We start from the raw sequence: 18,908 nt of genomic DNA, 5'->3' as shown, positions 1-18,908 counted from the left end.
TAAAACATTTTTATGTCAACGAATAAATACGCCTTACAATCAAATCTCGAATACATATAATCCCAGAAATAATCCCAAAAGCGGCCAAATTATGCTCACGACAAAAAATCGCTCGGAATCGCTGCGCGAAACCATCGAAGAGATGATCGCGGTTGGTGAGTTTCGTCCAGGCCAGCATCTTGATGAAACCGACCTGGCCATCAAGTTCGGGGTTTCCCGCACGCCCGTGCGGGAGGCATTGATCCAGCTGGCTTCGATGGGTATCGTGGTGACGCGGCCTCGGCGCGGCACCGTGGTTGCCGAAATCGGCCCGCGCCAGCTGGTGGAAATGTTTGAGGTGATGGCGGAACTGGAAGCCATGTGCGGCCGGCTAGCGGCGCGCCGGATGTCCGGCGAGGAACATGCCAGCCTGCTGGCGGCCCACCAGGCATGCATGGAAGCGCGCGATGCGCAGGATCCCGATACCTATTTCTACATGAACGAAGCGTTCCATGGCGCCATCTACGAAGGCAGCCATAACGCCTTCCTGGCGGCCCAGGCGCAGTCGCTGCAGCGCCGGCTGCGGCCTTACCGGCGGCTGCAGCTGAGGGTGCGCGACCGCCTGAAAGTGTCGTACCAGGAGCACGACGGCGTGGTGCAAGCCATCATCGCCGGCGACAGCGAACTAGCGGCCGACCTGCTGCGCCAGCACGTCACGGTGCAGGGGCAGCGTTTTGTCGACCTGATTGCTTCATTGCAGCAGCTGACTGCCATGCCGGAGCCGCAGCACATCTACAATTAAGCGCTGCGCCTGCCGACGGCGTGGCCGCAGCGGTTCAGACAGCGCGGCTTGCTCTACCCTGCCCGTGCTTTCTGCTTAGCGTGCAGCCGGAACCAGGTTCACGCTCAAGGTCCCCTGGTCGTTGCCGGAAACCCAGCCCACGCGGCCGGCGTTAGGGCCGCCAGTGAAACGCAGCAGCGGCAGATCGGCGACGAATTCGATGCCGGGCACAGGATTCGAGAGCTGCAGCGGATTCAGGCTGGCGTCCAGCTGCATGAAATGCCACTCGATCGCGCGGTTGGTGCGACTGCTTGAATTCCACAGGCCGTAGGACACCACAAAGCCGCTGCCGTACGCTTCCAGCTTAGGCATGATGGCTTGCGTGTTGGCGGCATTGCTGGTCAGCCAGGCGCTGGAACGCACGCTGCCGTCGGCGCCGCTGACCAGGCTGATCCGCACGTCGCGCGCCGCACGGCCTTGCGATGTCGCATGGACCATCGCAAAATCGCCGCTGCCCAGCTTGATGAACTGGCCGGTCTCGGCGTTGGTGGTGTTGTCGCCCTCGGCGCCGTCGATGGCCTGGTAAGGCTTATCGAAAACGGTGCTGTCTTTGCCAAGATAGCCGGCCAGCGTGCGCGCCGAAAACCCCAGCTGACGCGGGTAGGCGTCGCCATGCGCCAGCGTGTAGGCGATGCCGTTGTCGATCAGCAGGCGCTGGTTGAAATTGTGCGAATAGAACCAGGCCGATCCCATGTTCATCGCATTGCCGGCAGGCGTCACGACGTTTCCGGTAACGCCATCGAAGTAGCGGAAATAGCCGGCCTGGTGGCGCGTGCCGTTATCGCCCCAGGCCATCTGGTGCGCCACATACAGCACCAGCTTCTGGTTCACTGCGTCATAACTCAAGACACCGCCGCCTGCCGTGCCAGGATTGCCCTTGCTCTTGTCCTTGCTGTTGTCCTGGTTGCCGAACACCAGGGTATCCCAGGCCTTCGCTGCAAAACTGGCGCTGGACGCCTTGGCGATATGCAGTTCGTTGCCATTGACGTTGTTGACGTCGCCCGCGACCGCATTCCGGTACGGATGGTCGACGTTATAGGCTACATAGAAGGCGCCGCTGGCATCCTTGGTGAAGCCTAGCAGCTTGTATGAGCGCAGGCTGGTCGCCGTTGTGGCGCCGGCGCTCAGGTCAGGATTGACATGGGTGATGCTGATCGTGCCAGGCGCGGCCAGACCGGACACCCCCGACTGGGTCGCGCCAGTGTAATCGAGCCAGGCCACATCCAGGCTGCCATCTGCATTGACCACCGGAATAACCGGGTTGGGAAAGCCGTAGTTGGACATCGGGCTTGCCGGGACCAGGCCGTCATTGAAAAAATTGGCCTTGAGACCGAAGACCTTGCCCGTTGCGCCGGTAGCGATGACTTTCGTTGTCACACTAAAATCCGCGACCGGCACCGAAGCTGGCGGTGTTGCCGGTGTTGTGCTGACGGGCGGCGTGGTCGCCGGTGCGCCAGGAGGCGTGGCCGGCGCGGCAGTCGAAGGGGCGCTCGGACTGGCAGATGAATCGGATGAGCCGCCACCGCCGCCGCAGGCGGCAAGCAGCAGAGGCAAGGAAAGCAGCAAGGGCAGCGCGAGCGGACGAATCCGGCGGGACGACGCCGGAGAAAGCGTTTTTGAGGGCATTGTTTTAATCTTTGCAGTAGATGCACGGACCGTTGTCCACGCCGTACTGCAGGCTTCGGAATGAGCCTGCCCACGGATTTGCCGATGTATCGCAAACATCGTGCCACCACGTCACGGCAAAACAGGGAAACAGTGCGTTACGCGCGCGCACAATGGTTGCCGGACGGACTGGAAAGATATTTTGCGCATGACGCACGTTGCGATGCTGACCAACCCGGTCAGGCAGGTGACATTCTTGGTCAGCCTGGCATCATCTCCCTGCGGTCACCTCTGTTCGGCGGCCAGTCAATTGGCGGCGGCGCTGCAGTGATATTTATTGTTCCCGCACCCTCTGCGCGCCGTTGGCAACATGCTATCATCGCGAAATTCAGGGTTGCGTCGAGACAACATACGTTCGCGACAATCATTAAAAGAACCGGCTCCTAAAGCCAGCCCCAATCTCATGCGCGATTTCATCCTGACTTGCCAGTGGTACACCATCATGGGCGTTGGCATAGCATTTTTCGCCTGCCTGTATTTTGTCTTCGGCGGCCTCAACTGGCTGCTCAGCCGCCGCATCCTGCCCGCCTTCGGTTATGGCCGCGTGCTTGATCCGCGGCCGCTGGCGCCGCAGCAGCTGCGGCGCGAACTGGGCGAATCCGCCGTCACCATCTTTTTGTTCGGCACCGGCATGGTGTTCCCCTGGGGCTTGCTGCAGCTCGGCTGGGCGAAACTGGCCGAACAGGCATCCGGCTGGCAGATTGCATTAGAAATCCTGTTCATGGTGGTATGGAATGAAGTGCATTTTTACCTCAGCCACAGGTTGCTGCATGTCTCCTGGCTGAAGCGCTTCCACTTGCCGCACCACCGCTCTGTCGTCACCACGCCCTGGACCTGCTACAGCTTCACGCCGCTGGAAGCCATGATGCTGGGCAATGTACTTCTGCTGCCCATGCTGCTGCACGATTTCAGCATCTATTCGCTGGCCTTCGTGCCAGTCTTCAGCATCGTATTCAACAATATCGGGCACTCCAACTACGATTACCTGCCCGACGCCGACCGCGACCGCTGGTGGCTCAACGGCGCGCGTCGCCACCATCTGCACCACGCCTGCTACCGCGGCAACTACGGCTTCATGTTCCCGTTCATGGATCGGCTGTTCGCCACCGAACTGGCGCCCGACGCCGCCGAAGCCAGGATTGCCCGCGGCGCAAAAGCGGACGAGAAGCAGAATGCTGCGTAACCGGCGCGACTGGCAAAGCCTGGCCTATATCCTTGCCTTGCCGCTGCTGGTCGCCTACCTGTGGCGTCACCCTTACCTGTCGCTGCTGAATGGGCTGCTGTACGGCGTGCTGCTATTCCTGACCTTGGGCACAGGAGTCATCCATCACAACCACGCCCATTTGCGCATGTGGAACAAGCGGTGGCTCAATCGCCTCACCGATTTCTGGCTCACGCTGTTGCAGGGCCACCCTGCTTTCGTATTCTATCCGGCCCACAACGGCAACCATCACCGCTACCGCCACGGTCCGCTGGACGTGGCGCGCACCTATCGTTTCGGCGGCGACACCAACCATCTGCTCGGTTACCTGCTGCACCCGTTGCAAGCGACGGTTGTCCTGTACCCCTTGATATGGCGCTGGCTGATCCGCATGCAGCGGCGCCATGCCGGCGTATTGAATTATTTCCTGCGCCAATACCTCGCAGTAGGCCTGCTCTGGATGCTGCTGGGCTGGCTCGACTGGCATAAATTCCTGCTGCTGGTGCTGCTGCCGCAGCTGCACGGCTTGCACTGGCTGCTGGCCACCAATTACCTGCAGCATGCCCATGCAGACGGCGGCTCGCCGGTCGATTTCGCCCGCAATTTCGAAGGCCTGGTCAATCAGCTGTTGTTCAATATCGGCTTTCATACGGCGCACCACCATCATCCGCGCGCGCACTGGACGCAATTGCCCGGCCTGCACCAGCGTTATCGCCACCTGCTGCATCCGCAACTGAATCCGGGGCCGCTGCTGCCTTACATGTTTCGTACTTTCATTTTGAGTCTGCTGTGGCCGCGCCGCTCCAGCCGCAGCCTTATGTCGCCAGGGAAAAAGAATGCCAACTGAGTTCAATCGCGTGTATCTCGCCGCCGCAGGATTGCACCTGCCCGGGGAGCCTGTCGGCAACGACGAGATGGATCATTACATCGCTCCCATCAACCGGATCTCGAGCCGCATCAAGCAACGCATCCTGGCGGAGAACGGTATACAGACACGGCACTATGCCATCGATGCCGAAGGCAATACCGTGCAAAACCACGCCCAGCTGGCGGCCAGCGCCATCCGCGACTGCCTGCGGCAGACCGAGACCACGCTCGAGCAGATTTCCTTGCTGAGCGTCGGCTCTTCCGGCGGCGACGCCCTGATGCCCGGTTTTGCCAACATGATCCAGGGCGAACTGGGCGCGCCGCCCATGCAGACCCTGTCCAGCCAGGGTGTGTGCGCGGCCGGCGTCAGCGCGATAGAGTTTGCCGCACAGGCGATAGAACTTGGCACTCACCGCCAGGCGCTGGCCGTCGCCGCCGAAATGCCGTCGCGCATGTTCAAGCGCAGCCGCTTTGCGCCGCGCGGCTACCAAAGCGATTTCGACGCCCATTTCTTGCGCTGGATGCTGTCCGACGGCGCCGGCGCAATGCTGTTCAGCCGCCAGCCGCAGCCGCGCAACGGCCTGCGCATCAAGCTCAAATGGGTGCACCAGAAAAGCTTTTCCGGCGACTACCCGGTCTGCATGCAGCTCGGCCTGACGGAAGACCGCAGCAAATCGTTCCTGGACTTTGCCTCCTCGAGCGAAGCCGAGGCGGCCGGCGCGCTGTCGCTGCGCCAGGACATCCGCCTGCTGCCGCACCTGTTCGACGTCTGCATCCATGAATATGTCAAGCTGGTGGAAGCCGGATGGATCAAGTCCGAAGAGGTCGACCATTTCCTGTGCCACTACTCTTCCGCCAAATTCATGCCGGTGGTTGAAGAGCTGCTGGCCAAAGCGGGATTGACGATCCCGGCCGAGCGCTGGTACAGCAACCTGGCTAGCCGCGGCAATACCGGCGCCGCATCGATTTTCATCATGCTGGCCGAGTTCCTGCAGAAAAAAACGCTGCGCGCCGGCGAAAAGATTTTCTGCTTCATTCCGGAATCGGGCCGCATCACTGCCGCCTACATGCTGTTTGAGGTAGAGGATGCGAACGCGCCTGAATCCAACCAGCCAGCGGCAACAACCAGCAGCGCCACCGCTGCATCGACGCCGGCGATAGCGGCGCCGCACCAGCCTGAAGATGCGCCGCTGCCGCTGCAGCCGCTGCTGACTCGCCTGGCCAGCCTGTGGCAAGACTACCGTTCGCAAGCCTGGCGCACCCCGGTGATCCATCGCCTGGTCAGCGGCCGTTTCGACGTCGCCGCCTACCGCAACTGGACCGCGCAATGGGTGCCGCAGGTGAAGGAAGGCAGTTTGTGGATGCGTGAAGCGGTCGCCTCGCTCAACGGCAAATTTGCCGCGCTCGGCCAGCTGATCACCACCCATGCCGGCGAAGAGCAGAACGATTTCATGATCCTGTATCAGGATTACCAGGCCGCCGGCGGCGAACTGCCGCTCGCTGCGCTCAAGCGCAATCCGGGCGGCGAGGCGCTCAACAGTTACCTGCACGCCCTGGCGTCCAGCCCCAATCCGGTCGGGCTGCTGGGCGCGATCTATATCATCGAAGGCACCGGGCAACGCATCGTGCCGGCGCTGCTGCCGCTGCTGCGCCAGCAGGTCGCGTTGCCGCCGCAGGCCTTCCGTTTCCTGGAATACCATGGCGCCAACGACGAACATCACCTGGCGCGCTGGCTGGCCGCGATAGAAATCACGCTGGCGCTGGATCCCAAGGCGGCCGAGGCCATCTACGCCACGGCCAAGCGCACCGCCCAGCTGTACCTGATGCAGCTGGAACACATACAAGATTAATCACCGGGCCAACACCATGCAAAGCGACGATTTCCTGCAACGCGCACACGATCCGCGCGACCCCAATCCCTGGCTGGCGCTCTACCTGGACGGCAGCACGCCGCTGCCGGATCCGGTCAAGAGCGCCTGGCTGCACGACCTGGCGTCGCCCTCGCGCCAGTACCTGCTGCCGTTCGTGCGGCCGCTGGCGCGGCTGATGATCATCCTTATCCAGATCCTGAAGACGATCCTGCCGAAGCGCTGGTCCGCCTCGAAAACGCTGCACCGCCTGCTGGTATGGGGCTTGAAGGGATTCGTCTCGCCCGAGGCCAACTGGCTGATCCTGCGCCACTTCCACCTTGGCGCCCAGATCATCGAATTCATCGAGCGCAACGCGCCGGTCAGCGTCGCCCTGTCTCCGCTCAAGCCGCTGACGATAGACGACCTGGGGGACGAACTGTTCCTCAAGCATGACCTGAACCTGTTCAATTTCGTGATCCGGCTCAACCAGCAGCTGCGCGCCGAAGGCAAAACCCTGGCAGCGGTGCAGGATGTCGACTTCAGCATGATCAGCGAGCCGCCGCTGGCGCTGGACGCCATGCCGCAGCGCGCGCTCAATTTCATCGACCTGCAGACCGCCATCGAGATTTTCACCCCGGTCTACCAGCTGTTCCTGACCGATAACGATTTCTGGCGCGCCGCCAACTCGCTGCAGCTGGATGAAACCATGGGGGTGTATGCGGCCACCATACTCAACACGCCGCAGCATTTGCTGCTGCTGAACAACAAGCATCCGCTGGTGCCGATGTCGACCCTGGGCGCCGGCTATCGCCTGGTGTTGCACGGTCTGTCGAGCGAGATGCTGCATTGCCTGCTGAGCGAAATGAAGCAGGCGCAGCAGGCGGCGGCCAGCGCGGTGCAGGCCGATCAGCCGGCGGCGCAGCCCGCCTGAAACCGGGCAGCGCCAGTCGTTAATACAAACACATCATCTGGCATAACGGTTTTGTACGGCACTCATCGTCATATATAATTGGCGCGTTTCATCCTGTCTTCGCAATGCTTACATCTCCGTAAGTCATCCATGTTACGTATCCGCCGTCAAAAACTTGTGGTCTGGGCTTGCCTGTTCGCCATCTGGCTGGGCATCCTCATGCCGACGGTTTCGCAGTCGCTCAAGGCGGCGGGGGCGATACAGCGATACGGAGAAATACACGGCGAGATCTGCACCGCGGCCGGACTGGTCAGTGCAGATCCGGGCGACAGCGGCAAATCTTCGGCGCCGCACGCCGATCACTGGAATGCTTGTGGCTACTGTACTTTGCTGGCCAACAGTCCGCCGCCGACAGCTGCTTTCGGGCTGCTGTCCAACGTCGCGGCCAGCGTCGCCCACGCCGTCCCGCTGCTTTACGACTACATCCCGCCACGCCCGTTCCGCGGGCAGACTCATCCGCTAGATCCACCCTCGGCTCTCTCCTGATTGTCATTGCCGGCGCTTGAAGGCTGACTTCACGCGCCGCTTATCCCCGGTCGCACTTGCCATCCGGGGACGATTATCGTCTGTCCAGGGGAAATTTTTTATGCTTGATTTGCTCGCGCAAACTAAGAATGTTTCATCGCGCCGCTATCTGTCGTTGCCGCATCAGTTGCCGTCTTTTTTACGCCAGACCTCGTCCTTGGCCGTCATGCTGGCCCTACCCATGCTCTCGCAAAGCGCATGGGCGACGGATGAAGATATCCATGCAGTGCCCGAGGTGTTTGTCACGGGAACCCGGGAAAAGCGCGTGCTCGATCCCAACCTGCCCGCCAGCAGCGAACGGATCACCGCCGCGCAACTGGAAAACCTCAACGTCATCAATACCGAAGACGCCTTGAAGTACATGCCTAACATGGCGATCCGCAAGCGTTTCATCGGCGATGAAAACGCCACCATATCGGTGCGCGGCAACGGCACTTCGCAGACCGCGCGCGGCCTGGTGTACGCCGACGGCCTGCTGCTCAGCAATTTCCTCGGCAATACCCACAGCTTCCCGCCGCGCTGGTCCATGGTTTTCCCGGAAGACATCGCGCAAGTGGATGTGGTCTACGGCCCCTTCTCCGCCCTCTACCCCGGCAATTCGATGGGAGCGACAGTCGCGATCACCACCAAGATGCCGACCAGGCTGGAAGCGATGTTCAAGGCCCAGGTATTCAGCCAGCAGTTCAGCCTGTTCGGCGTCGACGGCCATTTCGACGGCAACAAGAGCACGGCGGCGATCGGCAACAAGGTCGGCGACCTGTCCTTCCTGCTCGGCATCGACCATCTCAGCAACGCCGGCCAGCCGTTTGTGTACGCCAGCCAGCCGCGCTCCAGGCAAGCGGCGACCGCTGCCGCGATCCCGGTGACCGGCGCCTATCAATATACCGATCCGAACGGCGCCCCCGCCACCATCTTCGGCGTCAATGCCGAAGGCGCCGAGCGCGCGGTGCAGGACCAGTTCAAGTTCAAGGCCGCCTACGACATCACGCCGACCTTGCAAGCCGGCTTTACCTTCGGCTACTGGCGCCAGCAGGTGAGCAACAGCACCCAGACCTTCCTGCGCGACGCCAACGGCAATCCGGTGTATTCGGGCCTGGTCAATATCGGCGGCTACCAGTACAACCTGCCGGTCTCGTTCTTTGCACCGGCGGCCAGCGAAAGCGAGAACCAGCTGTACGGCCTGACGCTGAAAACCCGCCATGCCAGCGGCTGGAACTACTCGGCGATCGCATCCTATTTCGACGTATCGAAAAGCATCTCCCGTTCCGCCAGCAGCGGGCTGGCCAGCAACCTGAGCGGTGTCGCCACCTACGGCAACGGCTCCGGCTGGAAAACCCTGGATCTGGCAGCCGACTACAAACCGGCAACCCTCGCCGCCGGCAGCCATTGGCCGACCCTGGGCTATCACTACGATAATTATTTCCTGGAAAACACCACCTACAACCTGGGCAACTGGCGCAGCAACGATGGCGGCAGTTTCAACAACGCTTTCGCCGGCAAGACCGAAACCCAGGCCCTGTTTGCGCAGGACGCCTGGCAATTGAGCCAGTTGTGGAAACTGACCTATGGCCTGCGTTACGAAGACTGGCGCGCCTACGACGGCGCCCGCGCCACCAGCGCCGCCGCCCAGCGTTACGACAATCGAAGCCTGTCCTATTGGTCACCGAAGGCGGCGCTGTCCTACCAGGCGACTTCCGACCTGACATTGCGCTTTTCCACCGGCCGCGCCTATCGTTTCCCGACCGTCAGCGAACTGTTCCAGGGCAGCCTGACCGGCTCGACGCTGGTCAACAACGATCCCAACCTGAAACCGGAAAACGACCTGGCGAAAGAACTCAGCGCCGAATGGTCGCAATTCAACGGCATGCTGCGCATGTCGCTGTTTGAAGACGATGTGAAGAACACCTTGTTCAGCCAGACCAACACCACGGTGTTCCCCAACATCACCAGCATCCAGAACATCGACCGGGTGCGTTCGCGCGGGATCGAGCTCAGCTATTCCGGCGAAGATGTGTTCCTGCGCGGACTGGACCTGAGCGCCAGCGTCGGCTACACCAGGTCGATCATCCTGGAAAACAGCAAGAACCCGGCGACCGTCGGCAAGAACTTCTATCGCATCCCCCAGTGGCGCAGCAACCTGGTCGGCAGCTATCACGTCAACGACCAGGCCACCGTAATGCTGGCCGGGCGTTATTCGGGGCGGCAGTACAACACGCTGACCAATACCGACACCAATCCCGACACCTTCGGCGGCACCAGCTCTTTCCTGGTGTTCGACACCAAGCTGACCTTCAAGCCGACCAGGAACACGGAACTGGGAATCGGCATCGACAACCTGACCGACAAGCGCTACTACGTCTACTACCCCTATCCAGGCCGGACCTTCTACCTGGAAGCCAAAGTCAGTTTGTGACCGCTGCAAAAATTTTAGCAAGGAACAATCATGCAGACAATTCAGCAAAACGCGCCTGATGAGACAAGCTCAGTTTCGTCGCGCAATTACCGCATCCTGTGGCGCTGGCATTTTTATGCCGGCCTGTTCGTGATGCCGTTCCTGATCGTGCTAGCGATCACCGGCACCATCTATGTCTTCAAGCCGCAGATAGAAAGCGCTCTGTACAACGACAAGCTGTCCGTATCCGCCAGCAGCCAGGCCCGGCTGGGTTACGACAAGCTGCTCGGCATCGCCGCCGGCGCGCTGCCGCCGGATGCCAAGCCAAGCTCGATAGCCGTCAGCCAGGACCCGCAGCGCAGCACCGAAGCGGTATTCCGCCTGGCTTCCGGCGACAGCACCAGCGTCTACCTCAATCCCTACACGGGCCAGGTGCTGGGCACGCTGAGCGTCGAACACCGGCTGATGAAACAGGTGCGGCAAATCCACCGCGACCTGCTGCTCGGAAAATGGGGCGGCTGGCTGATGGAACTGGCGGCCTGCTGGACCCTGGTCATGGTCGGCACCGGCATCGCCCTGTGGTGGCCGCGCAAGCAGTTTTCGGTATGGGGCACCTTGCTGCCGCGCCTCAGCCTGCGCGGCCGGGCGGTCTGGCGCGAGCTGCACCTGGTGGTCGGCATCTGGGTCTCGATAGGCGCGGTGTTCTTCATCATGAGCGGCTTGCCGTGGTCCAGTTTCTGGGGCAAGAACTTCCAGGCGGTGGTTACCTGGGCCGCGCCGCCAAAAGCGGCAGCGAAGGAAACCCATGTCCATGATGCAGACGCGCACGCTGCGATGGCAGGCATGCCTGGCATGAAAATGCAGGACCTGCCATTGGCCAACGTCCCGTGGGCAGTCGGCGCCACCATGGTGCCGATGTCACACGACTTGCCGCAACAGCGCCTGGCCATCGACCAGGTGGTAGCGATCGCCGCACGTAACGGCATGCAAACCTACCAGCTGGTCCTGCCCGGCAAGAGCTCCGATGTATTCACCGCTTCGTATGCGCCCGGCGCGGGGGAATTCGTCCGTTCCGACCTGGACCAGCAGCGCACGCTGCACATCGACCAGTACAGCGGCAAGATCATGAAGGACATGCGTTTTTCCGAGTACAACCCGGTCTCCAAGCTGGTTTCGCTCGGCGTTGCCTTGCATATGGGAGAGTATTTCGGCCTCGCCAACCAGCTGATCTGCGCCGCCATTTCATTGACGCTGCTGGGCATGGCCGCCACCGGATTCATCATGTGGTGGAAGCGCCGTCCACAACATTCGATCGGCGCGCCAAAACGCGTGCTGCAGCCGCCGCCGTCGATCGCGCGCTGGAAAGGCTATATGGCGCTGCTCGGCATCATCTTCCCGTTGATGGGAGCGACGATGATTGCCGTCTGGCTTGGCGACACTCTGTTTTTCAAGAAACGCGCTTAGCGATTACACGACTTGCACGCCGCTGCCGGCTGTCATTTCGCCGATGACGGCAGCATCGGCAAACCCTTCGCGGCGGAACAGTTCCAGCACCTGTTCCGCCGCGGCAGGATCGCAGGAAACCAGCAAGCCGCCCGAGGTTTGCGGGTCGGTCAACAGGCTGCGCTGCACCGGCGTGATGCTGTCGGCCAAGGTCACATCCTTGGCGTAGCCGTTCCAGTTGCGCCCTGAAGCGCCGGTGATATATCCCTGTTCGGCCAATTGCTGCACTTGCGGCAGCAAGGGGATAGCTCCCATCTCGAGCCGCGCCGACAGCTTGGCGCCGCGCGCCAGTTCCAGCATATGCCCCAGCAAGCCGAAACCGGTGACGTCGGTCAAGGCGTTAACCCCGGCCAGTTCCGACAGCAGGCGGCCCGGCTTGTTCAGCTTGGTCGTGTTGCTGATCAGCGCGGCATAACCGGCAGCGTCCAGCGCGCCCTTTTTCAAGGCGGCGGACAAAATGCCGACACCGACCGGCTTGCCCAGGATGAGCTTGTCGCCCGCTCTGGCGCCGGCGTTGCGCTTGACCTTGGATGGATGGACCAGGCCCAGCACCACCAGGCCGTAGATCGGCTCGACCGAATCGATGGTATGGCCGCCGGCGATCGGGATGCCGGCTTCGGCGCAGATCGACTCGCCGCCTTTCAGGATGCTGGCGATGACTTCCAGCGGCAGCTTGTCGATAGGCATGCCGACCAGGGCCAGCGCCATGATCGGCGTGCCGCCCATGGCGTACACGTCCGAGATGGCGTTGGTGGCGGCGATGCGGCCGAAGTCGTAAGGGTCGTCGACGATGGGCATGAAAAAATCGGTGGTCGCGATCAGCGCCTGTTCGTCGTTGAGTTTGTAGACGGCGGCGTCGTCGGCGGTTTCAATCCCTACCATCAATTCTTTCGGCACCGGGAATCCGTGCGAGCCCTTGAGGATTTCCGCCAGCACGCCCGGCGCGATCTTGCAGCCGCAGCCGCCGCCGTGCGAAAACGAAGTCAGTCGGATAGTGGATTCAGCGAGATCGGGCATACGCGTCCTGAGGTGAGGTCAAACAAAGGTAAGAATGAAGTATACGCGCCATCGGCGCTTATTTCTCTTGATGCAGCTGTTGCGCCACGCGGGCAAAGGCGGCGTCCGAAATATCCGGCAGATCGATGACCTGCGCCTCGGAAAACTGATCGAAATTCCTCTTGATCGACTGCGCATAAGCCGGGTCATAGTGTTTCAGCAACAGCTCATCGACCAGTTCCTCGATCCGTCCCGACAAACTCAGCTGCTGCCAGAAAGCGACCTTGTCGCGGCCATGGACGTAGGCCAGGCAAGCCAGCTGGGTATTCAGCAAGGCGGGATCGGCGATGAAATGCACATAGTCTTCCAGCAGCAGCCGCACCCGGTCCGGACGCGACAGCGCCACCGCATAACACGGCGAGTTGCGCATGGATTCCATCAGCACCTCCGGCACCCGCAGGTTGCCGACTTTCTTGCTCTCGGATTCGACGAACACTGGATAGCGCGGATCGAAACCCTGCAGCGTGTCCCACAACCGGCTCTCGAAAGTTTTTTGCGAGGGCTGCAGTTCGCTCGGCAGGTTGCCCAGCACCGAACCGCGGTGCGCCGCCATCTGTTCCAGGTCCAGCACTTGCGCGCCCTGCTGCGCCAGCACTTGCAGCAGGCGGCTCTTGCCGCTGCCGGTAGGGCCGCAAATCACCTTGAAGCCGAAGCGCAGCGGCAGCTCGGCCAGGCTGGCGTTGACATGCCTGCGATACGACTGGTAGCCGCCGTCCAGCTGCGCCACCGGCCAGCCGATTTTTGCCATGATGTGCGCCATGGCGCCGCTGCGGTTGCCGCCGCGCCAACAGTAAACCAAGGGCATCCATTCGCGCGGCTTGTCCAGGAACAGGGTTTCGATATGGCAGGCGATATTACGGGCGACCAGCACCGCGCCCAGCTTTTTTGCCTCGAAAGTATTGACCTGCTTGTACATGGTGCCGACCTGCGCTCTTTGCGCATCGTCCAGCACCGGACAATTGATAGCGCCGGGAATATGGTCTTCGGCAAATTCCGACGGGCTGCGGGCGTCGATGACAGCGTCGAACTGCTTGAGCCGGGGAAGGACTTCTTGAAAGGACAGCAATGCCGGGTATTTCATTCGCGTTTTTCTGGATCAGTTTTTGGCTGGCGGAGCAGCATGCTCTTCCTGGCCGAGATAGACGATGTTCGTGATGAGGCCGTTCTCGACCTGGTAGACGGTCAGCTCGTCTGCGCTCTTGCCGTCTGGCAGGCCGGTGACATGATCGCGCGAAACCACCTTGTCGCCCAGCGCAACCATGCTCACCACTTCAACATGGAGGCCGCGTTTTTGCGCGAAAGAACGGGCATACACTTCACGCATGTGTTCCCGCCCCTGCGAGGCAAGGGTCGCGGGAAATTTGTATTTGGCGATGTCCGGCGCGTAGAGCGCGATGAAGGCATCGAGGTCGTTGCGGTTGGCAGCGGCGACGTAAGCCTGCACCACTTCCAGCGGCGTCAGTCTGGCAGCGCTCGCCTGGGCCGCAACTGGCGGCGCGGACTGGGCGGACGCCGTCAGCGTTGCTGCCGCCAGGATCGCCAGCAGCACCTTGCCCGGGCGCGGCAGGTTGCAAATGAGGTTACGCATAATCGACATCTCGCTGAGTTGCTGCATGGTTAACCGAATCGCCCATTATAAGCATTGCCACTGTCCTTGAGCGCAGCCGCATCAATCAGGCATCGTCCTGCTCAGACAGCATGCCCCAGGCCAGCCGCACCAGCTCGTCTTCAAATTCGATGCTGCCCAGCAGCGGCGATTTTTCCAGCGATGCGCTGCGGATGGCGCCGATCACGGCGCGCGTCACCACGAACATCATGGCCGGCGTCGGCGGCCGCAGCTTGGGGTGGTGGATCCTTTGCATGCTGATGGCGATCCGTTCCGCCGTCTCGCGCAAGGCCTGGGTAATGTCTTCGTGATGATCGTGCTGCCAGGCGAAGCGGACCATTGCCCGCTTGGCGCTGCGGCCGCTGCCCAGGCCTTCGATATTGATGCGGATGAACTGGCGCAGGAAACTCTTCGGCTCGAGCTGGCCGACCTGGTTTTCGGCGCTTTCCATCAATGCATCCAGCTCATCCATCACGCGCCGCCGCTCGCGCGCGATCAAGGCGGTCAGTATCGCTTCCTTGCTGGGGAAGTACTGGTACAGGGTGCCGATCGAGAAACCGGCCTTTTCCGCCACTTTATTGGTGGTCAGCCCGGCCGGACCTTCGCTTTCCAGAATCTGAGCAGTGGTTTCAAAAATGGTCTCGATGGTGCGCTGCGCCCGCTCCTGGGTGGGCAATTTTCGCATTATTTCAGAGGAAGAACCGGGAGTGCGCTTGGCCATGGCTATATCCGTCAAAAACTGAGCAAGTTGCGAGTTTAAAAACTGAATAAAGCTCAGTATAGTGGTTATGTCGCAAATCCACAAAGGCATGCCCGTGAATACCTCCACTCCATTGATGGTAAGAAGACTGCTGGTCGATCTGTCGCAAGGTTTCCCGCGTCACTGGCTGGCAGGCAAACCGTTCCGTACCCAATACTTCAACGCCTTGTCCATGAGCTTTCCCGTCGGCGAACAGGAATTCATCGACTCCGTACGCGAGGCCGCGCAATCGTTGCCGGATTCTCCGGAAAACGCTTCCCTGCGCGCCACGATCCAGGATTTTGTCGGACAGGAAGCGACCCACCGCCGTGTGCACGGCCTGTACAACGCCGAACTGGAAAAACAGGGATTGCACAACCATTGGCAGCACTGGGCCGGCGACCTGATCGCACTGGGGCGTCAACATAAGGTTCCCGCCATGCGCAGGCTGGCGATTACCGCCGCCCTGGAGCACTACACCGCAGTGATGGCCGACCTGACGCTGCGCCACCCGCCCGTACTGGCAGGGGCCGAACCGGCCTTGCAGACCCTGTGGCGCTGGCACGCGGCGGAAGAAACCGAGCACAAGGCGGTCGCTTTCGACCTGTTCCACACACTCGGAGGCGACTACCGGGCGCGTGTGCGCGGCTACGCTTTTGCCATGCTGCACTTCACCCTGATGGCGACCGGGCAGACCATCAACAATCTCTGGCACGACCGTGTGCTGTTCAAACCCGGCACCTGGCTCGACGCCGCCCGCTTCTTCTTTGGCCGCTACGGCTTGATCTGGCTCAGCACCGCCCCCTTGCTCGCCTACCTGCGCCGCGATTTCCACCCATGGCAGCATGACAACCGCAAGCTGGCGGAACAATGGCTTTCCGGCAATTCCGAGCAGTACACGGTGGTGCGCGGTCCCAAGGCGGCTTAAGCCAGGATTGCAACGAAACGCCCGAACTTCTGTCGAATCGGCTGAATATTGCGCGCGATGGTCTAAAATGCCATCGCCGCTATTCGCTATTGTTTAGCCGATTCAAGGAGTTTTCGTTCATGTCCAGGATGTACAGTTTTTCACGTGTTTCGCTGCTGGTCTTGCTGGGCGGCGCCCTCGCCGCCTGCTCGACCGCAAAGCCCAAGGTTTACCAGGGCGAGGAATTCAGCGAAACCAGCACGTTTTCCCATGACTTCGCCAAGTCCAGCGCCGACACCTGCGAAGCGGCGCGCCGCACTTTGCTGAGCCAGGGTTACATCATCAAGCAGGCCAAGGATGACCTGGTCGACGGCCACAAGCACTTCCAGCCGGAAAGCGATGTCCACGTCGAGATCGAATTCCATGTGGTGTGCGCCGCCAACGACAAGCAAGGCAAAAGCAGCACGCTGTTTGTCAGCGCCACCCAGGACCGTTACGCCCTCAAGAAAACCAACAACTCGGCCAGCGTCGGCTTGAGCGTGCTGGGTTCGGTGTCGATGCCGATCGGTAGCACTTCCGATTCGCTGGTAAAGGTCGCCAGCGAGACGATTCCGGCCGGCCAGTTCTACGACCGTTTTTTCGGCCTGATCGAACATTACCTCGGCCTCGATACCGGTTTGCCGGTGCAGGATTTCGACGACAAGCCTGCGCTGCCGGTCAAGCCGGCGCCCAAGGCCCCGGAATAAATCCCGCGCAAACAAGCCGTAGGGTGGGCACGCTTTTGTGCCCACGCGTTATCTATAAATGCCGCCGCTGAATTTGAGGTCACGCGTGGGCACAAAAGCGTGCCCACCCTACGCGCTTAAAACGCTTTCTTCAAGCCGACCTGGAAAGAGTTGGTCTTGTTGCCGCCGGCGAACTGGCCGCTGTAGCTGGCGTAAGCGCTGAAGTCCGCCGCCAGCGCAATGCTGGCGCCGAGATCCAGCCGGGCGCTGTTGGAAGGCCCCTGGTACGCCGGCAAACCGAAACTGCCGGCCATGCCGACCACATTGGCGCGCACGTCGCGTTCGCTGTCTTCAAACTCTTTTTCCCATGCCAGCTTGGCGAACGGCTGCAGCGCATACTGGCCCAGCGTCAGCTTGCTGCTGACTTGCGCGCCCAGGCTGGACACCAGCGAATTGCGCCGCTGCGACTGGAAGTTCATGGCCGTGCTGTCATTGCCGTTTTCGGTGTAGCCGTCGACATTGACCTGTTGCCAGGTCAGGGTGCCGACCGGACTCAGAACCAGCCCGCCAAGGTTAAAGTCGTACTGGCCGCCGATGCGCAGCAGGAACTGGTGGCCGTCGCTGCTGCCGCTCTCGCGGCGGGTAGCCGCACCCAAAGCGATGTTGCGGGTCACGTCCTTGTACTGCAGCGAACCGACCATGCCCAGCGCGTTGAGCGCCCAGGCGCCGTCGCGGTACTGGGTGTAGGCCGACAACATGGCCTGGTCCAGCTTGAAGCCGCCGGTGTCGTTGCCGAAATTCGCCTTGTTATGGGCGAAACCGAAAGCGCCGCCGACCGTAACGTTCTGGTTGACCGCATAGTCGACGCCAACCGACAGGCTGTTGGACGAACCGTCCAGGCCAGGATTGTTGCCGTTGTGGTCCAGGCTCTGGTGGGTATTGTCATAGGCGGCATAGGCTTCCACCTGCCCTGCGCGCGGCGTCAGGCGCAGGCGGTCGTCGATCACCCGGGTGAAAGTCTGGGCGCCGGCCAGCGGCGCTTCCGCCAGCATGCCGATCTGGCCCGGAGCCTGCAATACCGATTCGACATACTGCGCCAGAATGGCATGGCCGGCGCCGGTCGGATGGACGCCGTCGGCGAACAGGTAAGTCTGGTCGGCGTTCGGCGCCACCAGGGTTGAGGTGGTGCAAGTCGACGAAGAGCTGGTGGTGCACGCCTGTGAAGTGACGTTGGTGAAGCCGTACAAGCCGGGATTGGCGATCGCTTCACGCAGCAGGCCGAAGGCGTTGAGCGCGACGATATTGCCGCCCAGGCCGCTCAAGCCGCTGTTCAGGCTGTCGTTGAAGCTGGTCGACGCCGCTGTCCACAAGGTGGCCAGCGCCGGGATCGACGAACCTTGCGGAGTGCGGCCGACGTCGGGCAGATTGATGACGATCACGGTGCCGGCGCCAGCTTGCTGCAATTGCCTGACCAGGCTGACTACATTGGTGGCTTCGCCGGCGACTTGCTGGATCGTCTGCACCGCGGTGGCAGTCTGCGTCGCCGGATTGAGCAGGCCGGCGATATTGGTCTGGGTGTAGCCGAATATGTCGTTGGCGCCGGCCCAGACCGCGTACAGGCCTTTGCTGTCGAGCCGCGGATTGGCGGCCAGGTAAGCCTGGACCTGGCTGGCGACGGTCGGCACCAAAGGCGCCGTGGCGGCGTCGGGCCAGCCGTTCTGGCTGGTCACGCGGGCGCCGCCGACGGCGTAGTCGGTGCCGCCGGCCGCCTGCGCGCCGCTCGGCGTCAGCACCGCTGCCGGATTGGCGGTAGTGCCGTATTTATGCGCCAGGATCTGCGCCCAGACCGGGTCGGGGTTGGTCGTAAACGACGGCTGCTTGCCGACGCCGGTGAAATATCCGCTGTCGGTCAGCGAGTCGCCGAAAAACACCATCTGCGAAAAATTCGCGGCGCCGGCCGGCGCGCAGATGACGAGCCCCGCGCCCAATACGGCAGCAGTACGGGCGGTCAGTGCACGGGCCATGGGGCGCAGGCGGAATGGTTTTGGTAAAGATATGCGCAATTGTGTCTCCCTCTTGTAT

Annotated in this window: 18 protein-coding genes; 12 read left to right on the top strand and 6 right to left on the bottom strand. The window is 61.6% G+C overall.

Annotated elements, in window-relative coordinates:
• The first annotated feature begins 91 nt into the window (after positions 1 to 91).
• On the top strand, positions 92 to 781 hold the full coding sequence (locus CFU_RS08820; RefSeq protein ID WP_041741587.1) for a GntR family transcriptional regulator: 690 nt from the start codon (positions 92 to 94) through the stop codon (positions 779 to 781).
• Between the two features lie 75 nt (positions 782 to 856).
• Here CFU_RS08820 and CFU_RS08815 read toward each other — a convergent pair whose 3' ends face one another.
• Positions 857 to 2,197 (bottom strand): hypothetical protein, encoded by a 1,341-nt coding sequence (locus CFU_RS08815; protein WP_041741586.1) that lies wholly within the window; start codon positions 2,195 to 2,197, stop codon positions 857 to 859.
• Between CFU_RS08815 and CFU_RS08810 the strand changes: the two genes are divergently transcribed.
• The 9 genes from CFU_RS08810 to CFU_RS08775 all read left to right on the top strand — a co-directional run bounded on the left by CFU_RS08810 (position 2,181) and on the right by CFU_RS08775 (position 11,754).
• Positions 2,181 to 2,510: a hypothetical protein gene (locus CFU_RS08810; protein WP_041741585.1), complete on the top strand. Its 330-nt coding sequence runs from the start codon at positions 2,181 to 2,183 to the stop codon at positions 2,508 to 2,510. The genes CFU_RS08815 and CFU_RS08810 overlap by 17 nt on opposite strands.
• Positions 2,507 to 2,872, top strand: a complete 366-nt coding sequence (locus CFU_RS24405; RefSeq protein WP_148264792.1) for a hypothetical protein — start codon at positions 2,507 to 2,509, stop codon at positions 2,870 to 2,872. Before CFU_RS08810 ends, CFU_RS24405 begins: the two co-directional genes overlap by 4 nt.
• A 16-nt stretch (positions 2,873 to 2,888) precedes the next feature.
• Positions 2,889 to 3,668 (top strand): sterol desaturase family protein, encoded by a 780-nt coding sequence (locus CFU_RS08805; protein WP_050808524.1) that lies wholly within the window; start codon positions 2,889 to 2,891, stop codon positions 3,666 to 3,668.
• Entirely contained in the window at positions 3,658 to 4,533 is an 876-nt protein-coding gene (locus CFU_RS08800) for a fatty acid desaturase (protein ID WP_050808523.1), read from the top strand. Before CFU_RS08805 ends, CFU_RS08800 begins: the two co-directional genes overlap by 11 nt.
• Entirely contained in the window at positions 4,523 to 6,403 is a 1,881-nt protein-coding gene (locus CFU_RS08795) for a StlD/DarB family beta-ketosynthase (RefSeq protein WP_014005686.1), read from the top strand. The genes CFU_RS08800 and CFU_RS08795 overlap by 11 nt, the downstream gene beginning before the upstream one ends.
• Positions 6,404 to 6,419: 16 nt before the next feature.
• Positions 6,420 to 7,334 (top strand): DUF6999 family protein, encoded by a 915-nt coding sequence (locus CFU_RS08790; protein WP_014005685.1) that lies wholly within the window; start codon positions 6,420 to 6,422, stop codon positions 7,332 to 7,334.
• A gap of 129 nt (positions 7,335 to 7,463) precedes the next feature.
• Positions 7,464 to 7,859: a DUF2946 domain-containing protein gene (locus CFU_RS08785; RefSeq protein ID WP_081466440.1), complete on the top strand. Its 396-nt coding sequence runs from the start codon at positions 7,464 to 7,466 to the stop codon at positions 7,857 to 7,859.
• A gap of 100 nt (positions 7,860 to 7,959) precedes the next feature.
• The gene (locus CFU_RS08780) at positions 7,960 to 10,311 is read left to right on the top strand and encodes a TonB-dependent receptor (protein ID WP_041741583.1); all 2,352 of its coding nucleotides are present in this window, start codon (positions 7,960 to 7,962) and stop codon (positions 10,309 to 10,311) included.
• Between the two features lie 30 nt (positions 10,312 to 10,341).
• Complete coding sequence (locus CFU_RS08775) at positions 10,342 to 11,754, top strand: PepSY-associated TM helix domain-containing protein (protein ID WP_014005683.1); 1,413 nt, start codon at positions 10,342 to 10,344, stop codon at positions 11,752 to 11,754.
• Between the two features lie 3 nt (positions 11,755 to 11,757).
• Here CFU_RS08775 and selD read toward each other — a convergent pair whose 3' ends face one another.
• From selD to CFU_RS08755, 4 genes are all read right to left on the bottom strand, one after another.
• The gene (gene selD / locus CFU_RS08770; protein ID WP_014005682.1) at positions 11,758 to 12,810 is read right to left on the bottom strand and encodes a selenide, water dikinase SelD; all 1,053 of its coding nucleotides are present in this window, start codon (positions 12,808 to 12,810) and stop codon (positions 11,758 to 11,760) included.
• 58 nt (positions 12,811 to 12,868) lie between these two features.
• Positions 12,869 to 13,930, bottom strand: a complete 1,062-nt coding sequence (gene mnmH, locus CFU_RS08765; protein ID WP_014005681.1) for a tRNA 2-selenouridine(34) synthase MnmH — start codon at positions 13,928 to 13,930, stop codon at positions 12,869 to 12,871.
• A gap of 15 nt (positions 13,931 to 13,945) precedes the next feature.
• Positions 13,946 to 14,437 carry a nuclear transport factor 2 family protein gene (locus CFU_RS08760; RefSeq protein ID WP_190275236.1) on the bottom strand — a complete coding sequence of 164 codons (492 nt, stop codon included), beginning with the start codon at positions 14,435 to 14,437 and terminating at the stop codon, positions 13,946 to 13,948.
• Between the two features lie 85 nt (positions 14,438 to 14,522).
• Positions 14,523 to 15,176, bottom strand: a complete 654-nt coding sequence (locus CFU_RS08755) for a TetR/AcrR family transcriptional regulator (RefSeq protein WP_041741580.1) — start codon at positions 15,174 to 15,176, stop codon at positions 14,523 to 14,525.
• 88 nt (positions 15,177 to 15,264) lie between these two features.
• Here CFU_RS08755 and CFU_RS08750 point away from each other — a divergent pair, with 88 nt between their 5' ends.
• Together CFU_RS08750 and CFU_RS08745 are read left to right on the top strand one after the other, a co-directional pair.
• Positions 15,265 to 16,122, top strand: coding sequence for a metal-dependent hydrolase (locus tag CFU_RS08750; protein WP_041743175.1), 858 nt, complete (start codon positions 15,265 to 15,267; stop codon positions 16,120 to 16,122).
• Between the two features lie 119 nt (positions 16,123 to 16,241).
• Positions 16,242 to 16,847: a DUF2242 domain-containing protein gene (locus CFU_RS08745; RefSeq protein ID WP_081466439.1), complete on the top strand. Its 606-nt coding sequence runs from the start codon at positions 16,242 to 16,244 to the stop codon at positions 16,845 to 16,847.
• Between the two features lie 116 nt (positions 16,848 to 16,963).
• On the opposite strand, the gene CFU_RS08740 is transcribed toward CFU_RS08745, so the two are convergent.
• Positions 16,964 to 18,850 carry an autotransporter outer membrane beta-barrel domain-containing protein gene (locus tag CFU_RS08740; RefSeq protein ID WP_050808520.1) on the bottom strand — a complete coding sequence of 629 codons (1,887 nt, stop codon included), beginning with the start codon at positions 18,848 to 18,850 and terminating at the stop codon, positions 16,964 to 16,966.
• Between the last annotated feature and the right edge of the window lie 58 nt (positions 18,851 to 18,908).

This window comes from Collimonas fungivorans Ter331, assembly GCF_000221045.1.
In the GTDB taxonomy this organism is placed as follows: Bacteria; Pseudomonadota; Gammaproteobacteria; order Burkholderiales; family Burkholderiaceae_D; genus Collimonas; species Collimonas fungivorans_A.
This window is presented reverse-complemented; position numbering and strand designations above follow the sequence as displayed.

What these genes read in the sequence shown, in the direction of transcription:
- CFU_RS08820 (WP_041741587.1), top strand. Translation starts at nt 92, where the DNA reads ATGCTCACGACAAAAAATCGCTCGGAATCGCTGCGCGAAACCATCGAA.
- CFU_RS08810 (WP_041741585.1), top strand. Translation starts at nt 2,181, where the DNA reads ATGACTTTCGTTGTCACACTAAAATCCGCGACCGGCACCGAAGCTGGC.
- CFU_RS24405 (WP_148264792.1), top strand. Translation starts at nt 2,507, where the DNA reads ATGAGCCTGCCCACGGATTTGCCGATGTATCGCAAACATCGTGCCACC.
- CFU_RS08805 (WP_050808524.1), top strand. Translation starts at nt 2,889, where the DNA reads ATGCGCGATTTCATCCTGACTTGCCAGTGGTACACCATCATGGGCGTT.
- CFU_RS08800 (WP_050808523.1), top strand. Translation starts at nt 3,658, where the DNA reads ATGCTGCGTAACCGGCGCGACTGGCAAAGCCTGGCCTATATCCTTGCC.
- CFU_RS08795 (WP_014005686.1), top strand. Translation starts at nt 4,523, where the DNA reads ATGCCAACTGAGTTCAATCGCGTGTATCTCGCCGCCGCAGGATTGCAC.
- CFU_RS08790 (WP_014005685.1), top strand. Translation starts at nt 6,420, where the DNA reads ATGCAAAGCGACGATTTCCTGCAACGCGCACACGATCCGCGCGACCCC.
- CFU_RS08785 (WP_081466440.1), top strand. Translation starts at nt 7,464, where the DNA reads ATGTTACGTATCCGCCGTCAAAAACTTGTGGTCTGGGCTTGCCTGTTC.
- CFU_RS08780 (WP_041741583.1), top strand. Translation starts at nt 7,960, where the DNA reads ATGCTTGATTTGCTCGCGCAAACTAAGAATGTTTCATCGCGCCGCTAT.
- CFU_RS08775 (WP_014005683.1), top strand. Translation starts at nt 10,342, where the DNA reads ATGCAGACAATTCAGCAAAACGCGCCTGATGAGACAAGCTCAGTTTCG.
- selD (WP_014005682.1), bottom strand. Translation starts at nt 12,810, where the DNA reads ATGCCCGATCTCGCTGAATCCACTATCCGACTGACTTCGTTTTCGCAC.
- mnmH (WP_014005681.1), bottom strand. Translation starts at nt 13,930, where the DNA reads ATGAAATACCCGGCATTGCTGTCCTTTCAAGAAGTCCTTCCCCGGCTC.
- CFU_RS08760 (WP_190275236.1), bottom strand. Translation starts at nt 14,437, where the DNA reads ATGCGTAACCTCATTTGCAACCTGCCGCGCCCGGGCAAGGTGCTGCTG.
- CFU_RS08755 (WP_041741580.1), bottom strand. Translation starts at nt 15,176, where the DNA reads ATGGCCAAGCGCACTCCCGGTTCTTCCTCTGAAATAATGCGAAAATTG.
- CFU_RS08750 (WP_041743175.1), top strand. Translation starts at nt 15,265, where the DNA reads ATGCCCGTGAATACCTCCACTCCATTGATGGTAAGAAGACTGCTGGTC.
- CFU_RS08745 (WP_081466439.1), top strand. Translation starts at nt 16,242, where the DNA reads ATGTCCAGGATGTACAGTTTTTCACGTGTTTCGCTGCTGGTCTTGCTG.
- CFU_RS08740 (WP_050808520.1), bottom strand. Translation starts at nt 18,850, where the DNA reads ATGGCCCGTGCACTGACCGCCCGTACTGCTGCCGTATTGGGCGCGGGG.